Source organism: Kitasatospora sp. NPDC051914, assembly GCF_040680995.1.
Taxonomy (GTDB): Bacteria; Actinomycetota; Actinomycetes; order Streptomycetales; family Streptomycetaceae; genus Kitasatospora.
This window is the reverse complement of sequence record NZ_JBFAXX010000058.1, coordinates 24,194-41,139: the sequence shown is the minus strand read 5'-3', so window position 1 is coordinate 41,139 and position 16,946 is coordinate 24,194. Positions and strand designations below refer to the sequence as shown.

Annotated in this window: 18 protein-coding genes; 10 read left to right on the top strand and 8 right to left on the bottom strand. The window is 73.1% G+C overall.

What is annotated here, in order from left to right:
* Positions 1 to 82 precede the first annotated feature (82 nt).
* The 4 genes from AB0M03_RS30720 to AB0M03_RS30705 form a co-directional block, all read right to left on the bottom strand.
* Positions 83 to 520 carry a GNAT family N-acetyltransferase gene (locus AB0M03_RS30720; protein ID WP_363497288.1) on the bottom strand — a complete coding sequence of 146 codons (438 nt, stop codon included), beginning with the start codon at positions 518 to 520 and terminating at the stop codon, positions 83 to 85.
* A 243-nt stretch (positions 521 to 763) separates the two neighbouring features.
* Positions 764 to 1,027 (bottom strand): hypothetical protein, encoded by a 264-nt coding sequence (locus AB0M03_RS30715; RefSeq protein WP_363497285.1) that lies wholly within the window; start codon positions 1,025 to 1,027, stop codon positions 764 to 766.
* Between the two features lie 315 nt (positions 1,028 to 1,342).
* A complete protein-coding gene (locus AB0M03_RS30710; RefSeq protein ID WP_363497283.1) occupies positions 1,343 to 1,507 on the bottom strand; it encodes a hypothetical protein in 165 nt (54 codons plus the stop codon).
* 373 nt (positions 1,508 to 1,880) lie between these two features.
* Positions 1,881 to 2,474, bottom strand: coding sequence for a sporulation protein (locus AB0M03_RS30705; RefSeq protein ID WP_363497280.1), 594 nt, complete (start codon positions 2,472 to 2,474; stop codon positions 1,881 to 1,883).
* Between AB0M03_RS30705 and AB0M03_RS30700 the strand changes: the two genes are divergently transcribed.
* Entirely contained in the window at positions 2,451 to 3,023 is a 573-nt protein-coding gene (locus tag AB0M03_RS30700) for a sporulation protein (protein ID WP_363497277.1), read from the top strand. The two genes, AB0M03_RS30705 and AB0M03_RS30700, sit on opposite strands and share 24 nt — an antisense overlap.
* A 623-nt stretch (positions 3,024 to 3,646) precedes the next feature.
* Here AB0M03_RS30700 and thpR read toward each other — a convergent pair.
* Positions 3,647 to 4,264 carry an RNA 2',3'-cyclic phosphodiesterase gene (gene thpR, locus AB0M03_RS30695; RefSeq protein WP_363497274.1) on the bottom strand — a complete coding sequence of 206 codons (618 nt, stop codon included), beginning with the start codon at positions 4,262 to 4,264 and terminating at the stop codon, positions 3,647 to 3,649.
* Between the two features lie 949 nt (positions 4,265 to 5,213).
* On the opposite strand from thpR, the gene AB0M03_RS30690 reads away from it, so the two are divergent.
* On the top strand, positions 5,214 to 5,627 hold the full coding sequence (locus tag AB0M03_RS30690) for a hypothetical protein (RefSeq protein ID WP_363497271.1): 414 nt from the start codon (positions 5,214 to 5,216) through the stop codon (positions 5,625 to 5,627).
* A 149-nt stretch (positions 5,628 to 5,776) separates the two neighbouring features.
* Here the strand turns inward: AB0M03_RS30690 and AB0M03_RS30685 are convergent, their stop codons facing one another.
* Positions 5,777 to 5,986, bottom strand: a complete 210-nt coding sequence (locus AB0M03_RS30685) for a helix-turn-helix domain-containing protein (RefSeq protein WP_363497268.1) — start codon at positions 5,984 to 5,986, stop codon at positions 5,777 to 5,779.
* Positions 5,987 to 6,241: 255 nt separating this feature from the next.
* Between AB0M03_RS30685 and AB0M03_RS30680 the strand changes: the two genes are divergently transcribed.
* From AB0M03_RS30680 to infA, 8 genes are all read left to right on the top strand, one after another.
* Positions 6,242 to 6,787 carry a GNAT family N-acetyltransferase gene (locus AB0M03_RS30680; RefSeq protein ID WP_363497265.1) on the top strand — a complete coding sequence of 182 codons (546 nt, stop codon included), beginning with the start codon at positions 6,242 to 6,244 and terminating at the stop codon, positions 6,785 to 6,787.
* Positions 6,788 to 6,845: 58 nt separating this feature from the next.
* The gene (locus AB0M03_RS30675; RefSeq protein ID WP_363497262.1) at positions 6,846 to 8,627 is read left to right on the top strand and encodes an ABC transporter ATP-binding protein; all 1,782 of its coding nucleotides are present in this window, start codon (positions 6,846 to 6,848) and stop codon (positions 8,625 to 8,627) included.
* A complete protein-coding gene (locus tag AB0M03_RS30670; protein WP_363497259.1) occupies positions 8,624 to 10,351 on the top strand; it encodes an ABC transporter ATP-binding protein in 1,728 nt (575 codons plus the stop codon). Before AB0M03_RS30675 ends, AB0M03_RS30670 begins: the two co-directional genes overlap by 4 nt.
* A gap of 301 nt (positions 10,352 to 10,652) precedes the next feature.
* Entirely contained in the window at positions 10,653 to 11,855 is a 1,203-nt protein-coding gene (locus AB0M03_RS30665; protein WP_363497256.1) for a globin domain-containing protein, read from the top strand.
* A 117-nt stretch (positions 11,856 to 11,972) separates the two neighbouring features.
* Positions 11,973 to 12,233, top strand: a complete 261-nt coding sequence (locus AB0M03_RS30660) for a hypothetical protein (RefSeq protein ID WP_363497253.1) — start codon at positions 11,973 to 11,975, stop codon at positions 12,231 to 12,233.
* The gene (locus tag AB0M03_RS30655; RefSeq protein WP_363497251.1) at positions 12,230 to 12,595 is read left to right on the top strand and encodes a hypothetical protein; all 366 of its coding nucleotides are present in this window, start codon (positions 12,230 to 12,232) and stop codon (positions 12,593 to 12,595) included. Before AB0M03_RS30660 ends, AB0M03_RS30655 begins: the two co-directional genes overlap by 4 nt.
* Before the next feature lie 302 nt (positions 12,596 to 12,897).
* Positions 12,898 to 13,692 (top strand): GNAT family N-acetyltransferase, encoded by a 795-nt coding sequence (locus AB0M03_RS30650; protein WP_363497248.1) that lies wholly within the window; start codon positions 12,898 to 12,900, stop codon positions 13,690 to 13,692.
* Between the two features lie 78 nt (positions 13,693 to 13,770).
* Entirely contained in the window at positions 13,771 to 13,995 is a 225-nt protein-coding gene (gene infA, locus AB0M03_RS30645; RefSeq protein WP_363497245.1) for a translation initiation factor IF-1, read from the top strand.
* Positions 13,996 to 14,201: 206 nt separating this feature from the next.
* Here the strand turns inward: infA and AB0M03_RS30640 are convergent, their stop codons facing one another.
* Entirely contained in the window at positions 14,202 to 14,801 is a 600-nt protein-coding gene (locus AB0M03_RS30640; protein WP_363497242.1) for an NAD(P)H-dependent oxidoreductase, read from the bottom strand.
* Positions 14,802 to 14,854: 53 nt separating this feature from the next.
* Positions 14,855 to 16,942, bottom strand: coding sequence for a tetratricopeptide repeat protein (locus AB0M03_RS30635; protein ID WP_363497239.1), 2,088 nt, complete (start codon positions 16,940 to 16,942; stop codon positions 14,855 to 14,857).
* Positions 16,943 to 16,946 lie beyond the last annotated feature (4 nt).

Here is a 16,946-nt window from a genome sequence, read left to right as displayed (position 1 = left end):
CGCACAACCTTGCCCTCAACCGATGAACCAGCAGATCAGAGCACACTCCGGCATGCCCACCCACGGCCTTCCGCACCAAGCTTCAGGTCAGCGGGTAGTCGTAGCGAATGAACCCCTTGAAGATCGCTACCTTGTCGTACAGCGCACGGGCGGCGATGTTGCCTTCCTGCGTGGTCCAGTAGAGACGTGAGACGCCACGTTCCCGCGCCACCCCGGCCACCTCCTCGATGAGCTTGCGCGCCACACCCTTGCCCCGCGCGGCTTCGTCGACGAAGAGGTCCTGGAGGTAGCAGCTGTCCCCCAACCAGAAAGTCGGGTGGAACAGATAGTGCGCGATGCCGACCAGCGTCCCGTCCGACCAGGCTCCGATGCCGTGGAACGCCGTACCGAGCCGCAGCTGCTGCCACGTCTCCTCGTACCCCTCGTCCGGCACCGGGGTGCGGTAGAAGTCCTTATAACCCCGCGCCAGCACCTCCCAGGTGCGGCGGTCCTCCTCGCGCAGGACACCGATGTCGATCACGGTCGCTCAACCTCCACTCGGGATCTCACCGCTGTCCTCGTTCGGCCCGCGAACGACCATAGAGACATGCCTCGGGCTTCCGCAGCAGTTTCCCCGGGCTCGAGCGCTTGGCGTGCACGGCCGTTCAAACGACCAAGGCGGTGAACTCGTTCCAGTCGTGGCCGTGCAACCGGTCGGAGGCAGGATCGACTCGGCGCTCGCTGACGCCGCACCCCGGTCCGCCGCGGACCCGGCAACCACGATTCAGAGCCTGTACCGGACCTCGCAGTGATGGCAGTGGAGGACGGCCACCGGTCCACCAGAACCGGAACGGGACTGCAATACGACCCACCCGAACGAGGCCGCGGACAGCGAGCCGAGGACGAACGCGACCGCCGCACCCGTCGTGCGGCCCGTCAGCAGCAATTCGCCGGCCAGGACGACGAGCACTCCGGCCGCCAGAAAACGCACGAGGCCACGGCTGCGGGCAACGGTTCGGTACCGCTCGCGGAACACGGTGAAATCCACCGTTTCCTCGCACCGCGGGCACCCCGACCCGAGAGCCTCGCAAGCCTGCGCCGTCTCGGCCCACGGCTCATCCGCCACCCGGCCGGCCTACGGTTGCGTCCGGGCCATTGGAACGGTGAGTGGGCGACCCGTTCAAGGACTGGCGATGCACCCCGTACACCGTGAACCGCCACGATCGACCGAACGCCGACCGCCCGCCGCACCCGACCCGGCGGCCGCAGTGTCGGACGCAGCCGTGGCGGGCCCGCCCAGCAGCGCTCCGGGTGCCGTCCCGGCGATCCATCTCCCTCGACTCGTTCGCCGGCTCGACGGGGCTCATCCGCAGCCACGCGCGCCCGGCGGCACGGCAGATCCGTCGCCGGTGCCGGCCGGCAGCACGGGAGTCTGCAGGGCGGCGCGGTCCACCTGGGAGGCACAGCGCAGCATCCACACCTGGCCGTGCACCGGCGGGGTGCCGTGGTTGGCGCGGGCAAGGTTCATCGGCGCCAGCGTCTCGACCGCGTCGTCGGGGGCGTCCGCGTAGGCCTCCGCCGACGGTGTCGGAGCGGCCGGGCCCGGTGGTGCCCTTCGGCATCTGGCGGTTTCCTCGATGGTCGGGGCGGGCGCTGCAGGCGGGACGGCCCGCCCTGAACGGCGGCGGGTCGGCACCGCCCAGAACCTGCAGACGAGCCCCACGACCCTGAATTCCAGTCTTGGCGCCCCGGTTCCCGGCAGGGACAAAACCCCTGATCTGCCGGAATTTCACTGCGCGGTGGGGACCCTGACGATCCACCGAGCCCACTGTCGATCCCTCGGATCCCCACGCCACGGCACGTGACCGTGCGCAACCTTGATCCACTTTTCGCAACAAACCCTAGTCCTCCTCGGAAGGTCGGCGGCGGCCCTTGCGGGGCGGACGGCTGTAGTGGAGTTCGAGGTCCGCCAGGGCCTTGGCCGCGCGGGCGGTCAGATCCGCGTGGCCGACCTCGTGGTGGGCGGCGGGGAACCAGACCGTGTCGGGCTTGTCCTCCCAGGTGTACACGGCCTGCGCGGCCCGGCGGACGTGGCAGATGGTGCCCACCGGGTTGGTGTGGAAGGCGAGTTCCAGCGCCGACAGGTCCCCCCGACCGCCGCCGGGGTCGGTGACGAAGACGGTCTGGGTAACGTGCAGATACTGCTCGGTGTCGGCGATGCGGCCGTCCATCACCTCGGAGTGCCGTTCCAGGTAGCCGAGTTCGGCGAACGCATCGAGCACGGCCTGGACCACGGGCAGCGGCTCCACATGAAGGAAGTCCAGGTCGACGAGCTCGGTCGGGCTGTCCTTCAGCTTGATTCGGGTCTGCAGCGAGAAGTCCACACCGAGGGCCTGACCGCCGACCTCGGTGAAGGAGCAGCCCCAGGGCAGTCGTCCGGCGAACGGCACCTGGCGCTCCGCACCGGCCGCGTGGTCGACTGCTATCCCGATCACCAGTGGTTCGAGGTGGCCCCGGGCGCCGAACGGCGGGTCGGGTTCCGGGTACGTCTGCCCTGGGAGTGCCCGATCACCGAACTGGGCGACCGCTCCACCGGCGCGAACCTCTCGCTGATCACCACGCTGAACACCGACGGGCACAGCGAGGTGCGGGACACCGACTTCCTGCACGTGGCCGCCGCACCGCTGCACGAGGCGGTGCTGGACGCCTTCCTCGCCGAGGGCTATCGGTGCACCGACGTCGAGGTGCACGGCGAAACCGTCCCGCACGCCGAACAGAGCCGCAACTTCGTGCAGACCTGGTTCCTCGAGGACACCACCCGGGGCGTCACCGCCCTCGCCCAGGTCGAGGCGACGATCCTCAACAGCCAGGTCGGCGCCCTGGTCTTCGTCCGCCGTGCCGACCGCGGCAGGATCACCTGGTACGACAAGCCCGCCGCGCTGTTCTTCCCGGTCGCTCACCACGAACTGGGCGACGCCGACCTGGGCGCCCGTCTTCGCGCCGCACTGGCGGACCTGCAGACCGTGGACCGCCTCGCCGGCTGACCCGCGCCCGACCTGCGCGACGGGCGGGCGGGCGTCCGTCAGCCTCGTTCGGCTGCGGCGGGCCAGATGCGGGCCAGGTGGGGGCGAGGGTCGCGGCGCCGGCCGAGGAGGCCGTCGTCGACATCGTGCCGGTCCCGATTCCCCACTGATCCCTGCCGCTTGCCGGCAACCCCGCTCTCTCTGCGGACCGGCCGAGGCCGGGCGCAGCGCCCGGCCTCGGCGGACCGTCGGCGGCACAGGAGCACCACCGCCCGGGACGGGGCTGGTGGCTGAAGGTGGGAACGTCGCCCCGGACTTGCCGGCTGCGCGACGCCTGCGTACCGGGATGTCGACGGCCAGGACCTCGCCGGCGACCCCTGACCCGCCGGAGCGCCGAACGCCCCGGCGGGTCCCCGACCGGACAGGATGAGACGCCCGGCCGGGGACCCGCAGCGCTCGGGGGTGCGGCGGGCGCAGCACTCACACGGCCGGCAGGACCGGGAGGTACGACCCCGCCCCGTGCACCGCCCGGTCGGCACGGCCGGATCCGCCCGACGAGAGCGGTCCCGCCCCGCACCTGCTCGTGGGGCGGGCCGATGCCTGTCCCGGTGCAGACCAGGCCGTACCCGTACCCGGCCCGGCGGCTACGGCTCGGCGGGAGCGCTGTCGTCCCCGGCCCGGACCGCGGCGCCGAATCGCCACGCCTCGATGTCTCGGTATCGGATCGGCCCGGGCCCACGGCCGATGTTGCTGCCGACCAGGTGGAGACGCTCGGCCCGCCACGGCCGGCCCACGAACCCGGCGAGCCCGGCCGCGGCACGCGGCACGCTGGTGGGATCGTCGCGACGGGACCGCGCCAGAGTCAGATGGGGGCGCAGCGGGCGATCCCTGAACCCGATCCCGCAGGACCTGACCAGCTCCCGGACGTCGGCGGCGAGCAGGTGCAGTCCCTCCAGGTCCCCGTCGATCCCGCCCCACAGCAGCCGCTCGTCGAAGTGGCCGCCCCCTCGCAGGCCCAGCTGCAGGGCGGAGTGCGACGCCGCCAGGCCGGCCAGTACCGGCCGCAGCAACGGCACTGCGGTGGCGGGCAGTTCACCGAGGAAGGCCAGGGTGATGTGCCAGTCCTCGATCCGGTTCCACCGCAGCCGCGGGTACTGGGCGTAAGCGGGCTGCAGGACCCGGGCCAGTTCGTCCTTGGCGTCGTCGGGCGGAGCCAGCGCCACGAACACGCGCAGGGTCGAGGGCTCGGAGGGAACGTCCACCAGGGATTTCTAGCACCTCACCGGCGTTCCCTGCCGGCGAGCAGGCCCGCGGGCGGCGCAGCCGCCGCCGGCAGCCGGGGGCGGTGTCCCTGCCCCGGACCGGACGGGCCCGTCGCAGCACCCCGCACCCCACTGCCCGGCCAGGCCGACGACTGTCGGTGTACCGGCACTTTGTCGGCCAGGACGGCGCCGCACAGGCCCGACCCCCGAGGACCGGCGCAACCGGTACGGATGGCACACCGTTGCCCCGGGGTGACGACCGGACAGATCCGGCCCATGGCTCGCCCTCCCGGCTCCGCCACCGCCTCGTACAGCCCTGCGCCGCCGGACGGCCGCGAACCTGCCCGGCGCACTGCGGCGGGCACTCGGCGACACCGCCGACGACGAGCCGCTCCCGCCAGCGGCCGTGCGGCCCGGCGGGCGGCCGCACCCACGCACCCCCGTCCGACCTCGGCAGATCGCCGCCGCCGAGCAGCTCGAAACCCCGGCACCCTGCCGGTGGACACCCATCGGCGCACCTGGACGAGCCCCGGCTGCCGCAGCTTCGACGAGGACACCAAGGACGCCGGCCCGCCGCAGGCGGTGGCCCGGACCGCAGCGGGGGCCGTTGTGCCGGGCGGCGGGACACCCCGGGGCAGGCCGTGCACAGCACCACGACCACCGGTCGGCCACGGCCCGGATCCCACCGCCCCGAAACCGGCCGGCACGACACGGCCCGGCCGCCAGGGGGGAGGACGGCCGGGCCGGGCACCAAGGGGGCGAAACGGACACCGCCCCGCTTGAGCGACGATACGGCCGACGGCTGCCCACAGCGGGAAGGCGCGCCCGCGTCCGGGCAGCCGCCTCCGGCACGGAACGCAGCACCCGTTCATGCGCCACCCCAAGGAGGGTTGGGCCCTCCCAACGAACGGACGCCGGACATCCCGGCGCCGTCGAAGGAAGGAACGACATGCGCGTCAAGAAGTTCGTCGCCGCGGCCGCCGTGGCCGGAAGCGTTCTCACCGTCGGGCTGGCCACCGCGGCGCCGGCGATGGCCGCACCCGCACAGGACTGCACCTTCGGTCAGGTCTGCCTGTACTACAACTCCAGCAGCTACGGCTACGGCGCGGTCTACATCCAGACCGGCGACGTCTCGAACTACGCCGGCAAGTACTTCAGCGGCGGCGCGAACGGCTCCAGCGGCTCCGGCGTCGAGGTGAAGAACCACGCGGCCGCGGTGGACAGCTGGATCGCCAGCAACTTCCGCGTCTACTACAACAGCGGCTACGACTGCAGCGTCGCCTGTCAGACCGTCGCACCGTACGCGAGCGTGAACCTCAACTCCTCGCTGAAGAACAACAACGCGTCCGGCCGGGTCGTCTGATCCAGCCCCGCACGAGAGTTCACGTCGGTCCCCGGCCCGCTGCACCCGGCCGGGGACCGGCACGGCCCACCCACCCGCCCAGCCCGCCTCGCCGACCCGGAAGGCCTCCGCCGCAGTGCCCAGTCGCCCTCGCCGCCGCCCCGCCGCCCTCACGCCACCGCGCCACCGCGCCACCGCGCCACCGCGCCACCGCGCCACCGCGCCTGCCACGCGTAGGCCGACTTGCGAGACACCCGCAACTGCTGGGCCACCTGCGGCGGGCGCATCCCCTGCTCGAACATCTCGGCAGCCTCCAGACGCACCCGCTCCCGCCGGGCCCGCTCCCGCGCGGTCAGACCACCACCATCCGGGTACCGCATACCACCGGCCTACACCCCGCCACCCCACCTGTCACCTCGAAAGCAAAAGATCAGTGGCCTGCCGCCCGAATCCGGTTCCGGAGCGTCTCCGGGTTGATACCGAGGTCCTCGGCGCCCTGCTTGATCGTCGATTCGGGCCGCAACTCGTACAGCGCGACCCGCGTCCGCCTCGAACTGCGGCGGGTAGCAGCACGGCGGAGTGCGGCAGCCCGAAATCCGCTTGCCCCGCTCTCCGCGTGCACTAAGGATCAGCACATGAGTCACGTCATACGAGCCGTAACCGTCGAGGACTGGCAGCACGTCAAGGAACTGCGTCTGGACGCGCTGCGGGACCCGGTCGCGGGAATCGCCTTCCTGGAGACGTACGACGACGCCGTCGCCAAGCCGGACGAGTTCTGGCAGGAGCGCGCGTCCGGCTCCCGCGGCGACATGATCGTCCAGCAGTTCGTCGCCGAGCGGACGGACGGCGGCTGGGACGGATCGGTGACGGTGCTGATCGAGCGGGCCGGCCGCGAGGACGTCTTCGGCGGGCCGGTCGACGTCGACCAGGCCCACCTGGTCGGTGTGTTCGTCCGCCCGGAGCAGCGTGGCACCGGCCTGGCCCGCGCCCTGTTCGACGCGGCGATCGTCTTCGCCCACGAACTCGACGAGCCCAAGGTCTCCCGTGTCCGCCTCTACGTGCACCAGGACAATCAGCGGGCCGAGGCCTTCTACCGGAAGATCGGCTTCGCCCGCAGCGGCCGCTCGGTCCCCGTTCCGGGCGACGAGTCGTCCGTCGAGCACGAACTCGTCCTCGGCTGAGCCCTGTCCGACGATTCCCGCCGAGCTCCGCGCGGGGGGCTGCAAGTAGGGTGCGGCGGTGCACGATCTGAACGACGATCCGGGGACGCCGGACATCCGCAGCGCCGCCCGCTACCTGCGCTGGCTGACCGCCAGGCAGAAGCGTCGGGTGGCCGCCGGGGCGGTGCTGAGCGTCGCGTGGATGCTCATGCTGACCCTGCAGCCGTACCTGCTGTCCCGCGCCGTCGACGACGGGCTCCGGGCCGGGCGCCCGCGCGCGCTGGTCGGCTGGACCGCCGCCATCCTGGTGGCCGGCCTGCTGAACGCCGGGATCAGCATGCTGCGCCACCGGACCATGACCAGGCTGCGGATGGACGCCACCTTCCGCACCGTCCGGGTGGTGGTCCGGCAGTCCGTCCGGCTCGGCGCGGCCCTGCCCCGGCTGGTCACCTCCGGCGAGGTGGTCACCATCGGTATCGGTGACGTGGGCCAGATCGCCCGGACCCTGACCTTCGTCGGCCCCGGTGTCGGCTCGCTGATCGCGATCGGTACGGTCGCCGTCCTGTTGCTGTCCGTCTCCCCGCTGCTCGCCGTCGTCGTGCTGCTCGGTGTACCGCTGATGGCGGTGCTGGTGGGGCCGCTGCTCGGCCGGCTGCGCGGCGCGGAGACCCGCTACCGCGAACGGCAGGGCCGGCTCGCCGCCCGGTTCGAGGACATGGCGGGCGGGCTGCGGGTGCTGAACGGCCTGGGCGGCAAGGAGACCTACGCCGAACGCTACCGGCGCGATTCGCAGGAGCTGCGCGCCGACGGCTACCGGGTCGGTGCCGTGACCAGTTGGCTGCAGTCCTTCGGGGTCGGCCTGCCCACGCTGTTCCTCGCCGCGGTGACGTGGCTGGCCGCCCGTCTCGCAGCCACCGGCGACATCACGGTGGGTCAGTTGATCGCGGTCTACGGGTACGTGGCGGTGCTGGTCTTCCCCGTCCAGTTCCTGGTCGAGAGCGGGCAGGACATCAGCCGCGGCCTGGTCGCCTCCGCCCGGGTGGTCCGCTTCCTGGCGCTGGACCCGGGCACCCGCCCGGACGGCGCCGACGCACCCGGTTCGCCCGCCGTGCTGCGCGACCCGGACTCCGGTGTCGAACTGCTCCCCGGCCGGCTGACCGTCCTGGCCTGCGCCCGGCCGCAGGACGCCGCCGCCGTGGTCGACCGGCTCGGCCGGTTCGCCGAGACCGCCGCCGAGTGGGGCACCGTCCGGCTCGACTCCCTCGCCCTGTCCGCCGTCCGGGACCGGATCCTGGTCGCGGACAACGAGGCCGCCCTCTTCGCCGGCCCGCTGCGCGAGGTGCTCTCCGGCCGCCACCGGCCCGACGACCGGGCACTACTGGCCGCACTGGAGGCCGCCGCCGCCCTCGACGTCCTGCGCGGGCTGCCGGACGGCCTGGACTCCCCGATCGAGGCCGACGGCCGCAACCTGTCCGGCGGCCAGCGGCAGCGTCTGCTGCTGGCCCGGGCGCTGGCCGCCGACCCCGAGGTGCTGCTCGCCGTCGAACCGACCTCCGCCGTCGACGCGCACACCGAGGCCGCGATGGTCGCCGGCCTGCGCCTGGCCCGCGCCGGACGGGCCACCCTGGTCACCGGGGTCTCGCCGCTCCTGCTGGACCAAGCCGACACCGTGCAGTACCTGGTCGACGGCCGGGTCGCCGCCACCGGCCGCCACCGCGACCTGCTCCGCGACCACCCCGGGTACCGCGCCCTGGTCTCCCGTGCCGAGGCCGAGGACACCGCCCTGTCGGCACCACGCCGTGCCGAGGCCGGGGACACCGCCGTACCGACCTCCCTCCGCGCCGAGGAGACCGTCCGATGAGCGCCCGTCTCCCCGTCGCCGGCCCCGCCGCGGTCCGCCGGGCCGCCCTGACGCTGATCCGCCGGGACGTCCGCGGCTTCACCGCCCTGCTCGCCCTCAACGCGCTGGCCGCCCTCGCCGGGCTGGCCGGCCCGTGGCTGCTCGGCCGGATCATCGACGAGGTTTCGGCCGGCGCCGGCACCCGCACCGTCGACCTGCTGGCGCTCGCCATTGTGGCCGGCGCGCTCGCCCAGCTGCTGCTGTCCCGGCAGGCCCGCTACGTCGCCCACCGGTTCGGAGAACGCACCTCGGCGCGGGTCCGCGAGCAGTTCGCCGACCGCGCCCTGGCCCTGCCCCCGGCGACCGTCGAACGGGCGGGGACCGGCGACCTGACCACGCGCGGCACCACCGATGTCGCCGCCGTCGGCACCGCACTGCGGGACGCCGCCCCGGACGTGTTCGTCGCCCTGGTGCAGATCGTCTTCGTCGTCGGCGCGATCATCGCCGTCCAGCCGCTGCTCGGCGCCTGCGGGATGATCGGAATGGCCGGGGTCTGGTCCGGCGCCCGCTGGTACCTGCGCCGGGCCCGCTCCGGCTACCTCGACGAGGGCGCCGCCAACTCCGCACTGGCCGAGGTCCTCGCCGCCACCGCCTCCGGCGCCCGGACGGTCGAGGCGCTCGGCCTGCAGGAGCGCCGGATCGCGGCGGGCGAGGCCGCCGTCGAGGAGTGCCGCCGCACCCGCGAGCGGACCCTGTTCCTGCGCAACGTCTTCTTCCCGATCGTCAGCGCCTCCTACACCGTTCCGGTGGTGGTGGTCCTGCTGACCGGCGGCCTCCTGCACGCGCACGGCATGGTCACCCTCGGTTCGGCGGTCGCCGCCGCGCTCTTCGTCCGCCAGCTGGAGCCGCCGCTCGACAACATCGTGATCTGGATCGACCAGTTGCAGAGCAGCGGCGCCGCCTTCGCCCGGGTCGAAGGACTGGCCGACGCCCCGCAGATCCCGTCGGCCCGCTCGGCCGCACCGGTCGACGACCGGATCGAGGCGACCGGCGTCCACTACGCCTACGACGGCCGGGACGACGTACTGCACGGGGTCGACCTGACGATCCGTCCGGGCGAGCGGCTGGCCGTGGTCGGCCCGTCCGGCTCGGGCAAGACCACGCTCGGCCGGCTGCTGGCCGGCATGGACGAGCCGCGCACCGGTACGGTGACCGTCGGCGACGTCCCGATCGCCGGCCTCGACCCGGACCAACTGAGGCGCCAGGTCGTCCTGGTCACCCAGGAGCACCACGTCTTCCTCGGCACCCTGCGCGACAACCTGCAGATCGCCGCGCCGGACGCCGGCGACAGCGAACTGCTCGCCGCCCTGGCCGCCGTCGGCTGGTCGCACGAGCTGCCGGACGGCCTGGACACCGAACTGGGCGCCGGCGGTCACCGGCTGGACGGCGCCCGGGCACAGCAACTCGCCCTGGCCCGGGTGGTCCTGGCCGACCCGCACACGGTGATCCTGGACGAGGCCACCGCGCTGCTCGACCCGACGGCCGCCCGCCGGACCGAACGCGCCCTGGCCGCCGTCCTGAAGGGCCGCACCGTCATCGCGATCGCCCACCGCCTGCACACCGCCCACGACGCCGACCGCGTCGCCGTGATGGAGAACGGCCGCCTCACCGAGGTGGGCCCGCACGAGGACCTGGTCGCCGACAACGGCCCCTACGCGGCCCTCTGGCATTCGTGGAACCGATAGGGCGCGAGAGGGACCGCGCGACCGGCGCCCCACCCGCCTGAATGCACGGTCGGTGGCGCGGTCCCCTCCTGCCCCGGTGACCCGAGTCGGAGATCGGCGTCGGTCGGGCGTGAGTCATCCCGCTCCGAAGGTCCTGCCGCATCGACGGTTCGCGCGGAGAACGGCCGACAGATCGGGGCCGAACGGGGAACCGACCGGGACCTTCGGCCCGCCATGCCGACGATTCCCTCCTGATAGACAAGGAGTGCCCTGCGACAAGGCAGTCAGAAGCCTTCGAAACCTCTACTTCCGGGGGAGACTCATGCTTTCCGATGACTCGGCCGTCGTGATCCGCGCCACCCTGCCCGCCGTCGGAGCAGCCCTGGACGACATCACCACCCGCTTCTACGCCACCATGTTCGGCGACCACCCGGAGCTGCTGGACGGGATGTTCAACCGTGGCAACCAGGCCAGCGGCGCCCAGCGACAGGCACTGGCCGGCTCCATCGCTGCATTCGCCGCCGCTCTCGTGGCACATCCCGACACCTACCCGCAGGCAGTGCTGGACCGTATCGCGCACAAGCACGTCTCGGTGGGTGTGACCGAGGACCAGTACGTGATCGTCCACAAGTACCTGTTCGCGGCCATAGCCCACGTGCTCGGCGACGCGGTCACCCCCGAGGTCGCAGCCGCCTGGGACGAGGTCTACTGGCTGATGGCGGGAGCCCTCATCGCCCAGGAGGCGCGCCTGTACCAGGGGGCCCAGGTCGAGCCGGGCGACACCTGGCGCCGGTGGACGGTGGTCGAACGCGTCCAGGAGACCCCGGACACGGCGTCCTTCCTGCTCCGTCCCGCCGACGGCGCTCCCGCGCCGGCCGCCAAGGCGGGCCAGTACGTCAGCGTACGCGTGCGCATGTCCGACGGCGTACGCCAGTTGCGCCAGTACAGCCTCTCCTCGGCGCCGGGCGACGACCTGCGCCGGATCACGGTCAAGCGTGTCGACGGCCAGGGCGCGCCCGACGGCGAGGTGTCCGCTTTGCTGCACGACACGGTGCACATCGGCGACGAGCTCACCCTGTCCGCTCCGTTCGGCGATGTGGTCCTCGACGACACGGACGACCCGCTGGTCCTGGTTTCCGCGGGGATCGGCTGCACGCCGATGGTCGGCATGCTCGAGCACCTCGTGGCGTCCCGCTCCACCCGCCCGGTCACGGTCCTCCACGCCGACCGCTCCCCCGGCGCGCACGCACTGCGCACCCGGACGCGGCAGCTCCTCCGCCGACTGCCCGACTGCCGAGCCGAGTTCTGGTACGAGAAGCCCGGCGCCGACGAGCCGGACGCCCACCCGGGTCTGATGGACCTGACCGGTTCGGAACTGCCCGAGGACGCCCGGGTCTACCTGTGCGGTCCCCTGCCCTTCATGCGCGAGGCCCGCGCACAACTGCTCCGCGCCGGGGTGCCCGCCCTCCGCATCCGGTACGAGGTGTTCGGCCCCGATCTGTGGCTGGCGGACGCCACCGCCTGAAAGGGAACGGCAGGCTGCGCCGGCAGCCGGCACCCCGCCGGCGCAGCCTGCCCGGCTCACGCCGGGGCCGCTCGGGTTCCACTGCTAGTGGGTGGTATCGGCTGTTAGCATCTTCGCATGGCGAAGCAGACGAACATCCGGCTGGACGACGGGCTCCGCGCCGCGGCCGAGGAACGTGCCAAGCGACGGGGGCTGAGCCTGCAGGGCTACCTCGCCGACCTGATCGAGCAGGACGTGAACGAGTCCCGGGCCGCGTTCATGGCCGGCGCGCAGGCGTTCATCGCCTCCTACGCGGACGCCTTCGAGGCGGAGTTCGGCGAGGACCGCTACCCCGGCCTGCCGGCAGCCGCCGACGAGGCTTCGCGGAACGCCGCGTGAATCTGAAGATCGACCTCGCGTGGATCCTCGCGGTCGCCCAGCAGATCCCGGGGGATCCGCAGGTGGTGGACTACGGGGTGCCGATCGCCGCCGAGGCGCGGCACCGGGCCGAGCTGCTGGACCAGGAGGTGTATCCGCAGGCGCACCACAAGGCTGCGGCCCTGCTGTGCGAGCTCGCCCGCAACCCGAGCCTGGAGGCCCGCAACCTCCTGTACGCGGCCACGGTGACCGCCGCCTACCTCGCGGCATGCGGCCTCCCGGTGAGGCCGGGGCTCGAAGGTGTTCTTCCGTTGGCGCGCGCGGCCAGGGAAGGGCTGCCGGTTCGTGAGGTCGCCGTGCGGCTCAAGGCCTGGACGGCCTGATGCCCCGGCCCCCGGCGGACATCTCCTGCCACGCGCTTGCGGCGGGTGGCGGGGAAGCGAGGGTGCAGGCGAGGACGGGAGGCGCGGTGGGTGGTGCACCGCGGGCGTGCCGGACGGTGGGAAAACCGGTTGGGCTCGGCGGGGCCTGCTGGTAACGTCTGCGCAGCCGTGAGAAGACCGGAGGAGGTGACACCCGTGAAGGCTGTATCCGTGTGGGTGCTCCCCATCTCCGTTGCGGCGGGCGACTGATCGAGGTGTCGCCGGGAGCGCCTGGTGAAAGGCACTCCCGAAAGGCAACACCGATGAATCCTTTGCACTCCACCCCGGCCGGGGACGACCCTGCGGTCCGGGTCGCCCGGATCTCCGAGACGCAGTGGCAGGCCGTCGCGGACGACCTGCCGGTCGGCAGCGGCGACGCGGCGCGCCGGCCCGACGGACGGCTGTTCGTCAGCATCGACGCGTGGCACGGCTCCGCGTTCGACCGCATCGCCGACGCCATGCTGGCCGACCTGCCGGAACCGCTCCACACCCTGGTCGACGAAGCCGATCGTGATACGGCGTCCGCCTGGGAGCGGCTCGGCTTCACACCGGCCCGCCGCGAGTGGGACCACCTCGTGCCCACCGATCCGCAGATCACCGGACTGGGCCCGGTACGGTGCCCGGAAGGCGTGACGATCCTCCCGGCCGGCTCCGCGGAGGAGGGCCCGCTGCGCGCCCTGGACCGCATCGTCCGCGACGAGGTCGAGGCCACGCTCGGCTGGCGGAGGATGCCGGCCGAGATCCTGCCCCGCCCCGTGGGGGACACCGTGGTCGACCCGTCGAAGTACGCGGTGGCGCAGGAGGCGGGCCGGTACGTGGGCCTCGTCCGGGTGGCGCCGTTGCGGCTGCCGCGGATCGGGCTGATCGCCGTCCGGGCGGACCGGCAGCGCCGCGGCATCGGCCGGGCCCTGCTGGCCCACGCGCTCGGCGCACTCCACGAGGCCGGAACGGCCTGGGCCCGGACCGAGGTGGACGCGTCCAACACGGCCGCCGCCGCGCTCCTCGCGGGCATCGGCGCCCGGCGCCGGGGCAGCACCCTGGAGCTCGTCCGCCGCTGACCCGCGGCCGCACCACAGGGCGCCGGCGACCGCCCCAGCACGTCGCCCACACCATCACCGACGCAGAAGTGAGGACCAATGACCAAAGCAGCAGGGGGCATAGAAGTCGAGGGCACCGTCGTCGAGTGCCTGCGCAACGCCACCTTCACCGTGCAGCTGGAGAACGGGCACAAGGTGCTCGCCCACATCAGCGGAAAGATCCGCAAGAACTACATCAAGATCCTTCCTGAGGACCGGGTGCTCGTGGAGCTCAGCCCCTACGACCTCACCCGTGGCCGCATCCGCTACCGCTACCGGTCATGACCTGAGGGGCGGCCCGTCCGCGACAGCGCGGGGAGCGACGTGAAGCGTGCGGAGCGACGGCCCTGCCGAACCGGAGGTTCGGCAGGGCCGTTGTCGTGAGCGCGGACCACCGGACGAGCCGAGGTGTTCCTGCACCGGGCCGGCCGGACCCGGGACCAGGTGGTCGGCCGGTACCTGTTCGGTGTCGCTCGGCCGCGGGGAGCGGGTCATGCCGAGCGGGACACCGCCGTGACGCCGCGCCCGGCGTCGGTGGTGACGGCCCGGCGGGCCTCGGCGAAGGCGACCACCTGGCGCGCGACGAGTTCCAGCCTGGCCTCCAGCTCGCGGTCGGCCGGCGCGCGGAGTACGGGGCCGTCCACGGTGACGCCCAGCGGGGTGGGCCAGCCGCGCAGCGCGTGCACGATGTCGCGCAGCGCCCGCAGGGCGTTCGCCGGACCCTGGGCGCCCTGGCCGACCACCAGGCAGCCCACCGCCCGGCCGTCCAGGTACGGGGCGGAGCGGTCGCGCAGCTCCTCCAGGTGGTCGAACGCGTTCTTCAACAGCCCGGACACCGAGCCGTGGTAGCAGGGCGATCCCACCAGCAGGCCGTCGGCCGCGGCGACGGACGCGACCAGGTCCAGTGCCGCACCGTCCGACGCCGCGCCCGGGGTCCCGTACAGGGGGAGCCGGAGGCGCTCACCGGCGAAGAAGTCCACCCGCGCGCCCAGCGACTCGGTGTACGTCGCCGCGCGGCGCAGCAGGCGCTCGGTGGACGAGGGAGTGGCCGCGCTGCCGCACAGCACGGCGAGTCTGACCGGGCCTGTCATGGCGGCTGCCCTCTTTCTGGTCGTCGGTTCGGTCTCGGCGTGCCCGGTCGCCGTCAGCCGGCGGCGGCGCATTCGGCGCTCCGGGCCTCCAGTTCCGGCCGGTCCGCGCCGGGCAGCGCGAGGGCGCGCCCGTAGTCGGCCAGGGCGAGGTCGGGGCGGCCACCGGCCTGGTGCGCCATGCCGCGGTTGAGCAGCACGTCGGGGTCGTCGCCGATCAGGTCGAGGAGCGCGGTCAGGTCGGCCACCGCGGCCGGGTGCCGGCCCTGTTCGTAGTGGACGACGGCGCGGTTGAGCAGCGCGGCCGGGTACTCGGGGTCGAGGACGAGGGCGGCGTCGAGCGCTTCGCGCGCCTGCGCGAGTTCGCCGCGCTGCAGGGCGACGGTGCCGCGCATGCACAGCAGCCGGGGGTCCTGCGGGCGCAGCGCCAGGCCGGCTGTCACATCGTCGTCGGCGGCCTCCAACTCCTCAAGTTCGAGCAGGAGTTCGGCGCGGGCGAGCCGGGTGTCGAGGTCGTCGGGTTCCATCTCCAGGACGTATCCGAAGTCGGCGAGCGCGCCCTTGGTGTCGCCGGCCTCGGCCCGGGCCGTGCCGCGGTTGTAGTACAGCTCGGGGAACGGAGGCGCGAGTTCGACCGCGCGGTCGTAGTCGGCGAGGGCGGCCGCGAAGTCGCCGCGGGTGCGGTGGATCCGGGCCCGCTCGGAGAGGTAGTCGGTGTAGTAGGGGTCGAGCTCGACGAGCGTCGAATAGTCGGCGAACGCCTCGTCCAGCCGGTCGGTGGCGGTGAGCAGCCGGGCCCGGTTGTACAGCAGTTGGGAGCGGTGCAGCTGCCACTGCGAGTCGGTGAGTTTCGCGTCGAGCCGGGCGATGCAGGACTCGACCAGGTCCAGCGCGCGGTCCGGGTTGCCGCGGTGCATCTCCACCAGGGCGAGGCCGTTGTCGTGGAAGACGCTGAAGGTGAGCCGCTCGGCGGGGTCGGGGAGGATGCTCGCGATCGCGGCGGCGTTGTTCTGCCAGCGCAGCGCCAGGTCGTGGTCGCGGGGCCGCAGGAACCGGGTGTGCAGCATCGCGATGGAGTAACTGGTCATCATGTGGACCTTGGGGTCCGTGAACCGCTGGACGACGTCGAGGTACAGGTCCATCGACTGCTCGTGGCGGCCGAGCGGGATGCAGGCCGCCGCCGCCTGGTGCGTGAACTCCCAGAAGTCGTGCGGGTGGGCGTCCGGGTCGGTGACGGCGCGCCCGCGCAGGCCGAGGTCGATCACCGCCGCTGAGAACCCGACCTCGACGCAGTACCGCTGGGCCGCCAGGAGCGCGATCCGGCCCGCCCCGGACGGGTCGCTGCCGTGCTCACGGTGGTACGTCAGCGCGCCGACCCGCACGCTCCGGTCGGGCCCGGCGTCCTCCAGTTCCTCGGCACGCCGGTCGTGCAGCCGGGCCCGCAGCTCGGACGGTGCTTCCCGGTAGGCGCGCAGCTCGGCGGGGTCGCCGGAGGCGCAGTCGCCCTGGACGTACGCCTGCGCCAGCTCCTCGTCCGTACGCGCCTGCCGGTCTCCGCTCACCTCGGCTTCCCCGTCCGGGCGGTCGGCTTCCCCGTCCAGGCGTTCCGCGCGTCGTTCGAGGGCCCGGTGCAGTTCCTCGGGCAGTTCGCCGGTGCCGGTGCGGACGGTCAGCCGCAGGTGCGCGGGATCGGCCCTGCGCAGCAGGAGGGCGATCAGTTCCTGGGTGGTCGGTTCGGCCTGGTCCGCCTGGTCGAGGACGAGATGCGGCGCAGGCTCGCCGGCCGACCGCAGCCGGTGGGCGTGTTCGACCAGGAAGGAGACCACGCCCTGGCTCATGCACCGGATCATCCCGGCCCCGAAGAACCGGGTGCGTTCCTCGAACGAGGACTCGACCGCCAGGGTCCGCGGCGCCGGGCCGATCAGGTCCGCCAACCCGGGCATCCCGTACAGCAGTTCCACTCGGTGGAAGTCCACCAGTTCGGGCCACCGGCGGACCGCCTCGGGCAGCACGGCGCGCAGTACGGTGTCCACGCCCGTGTAGGGCCCGCGCAGGCGCCGGTGGCAGCGGGCGACGACTTCGCCGGCGGCCGGTCGTGGCGGCGCCGGCGGAAGCTCGCTGACGATCCAGCGGTGACTGGGCATGTCG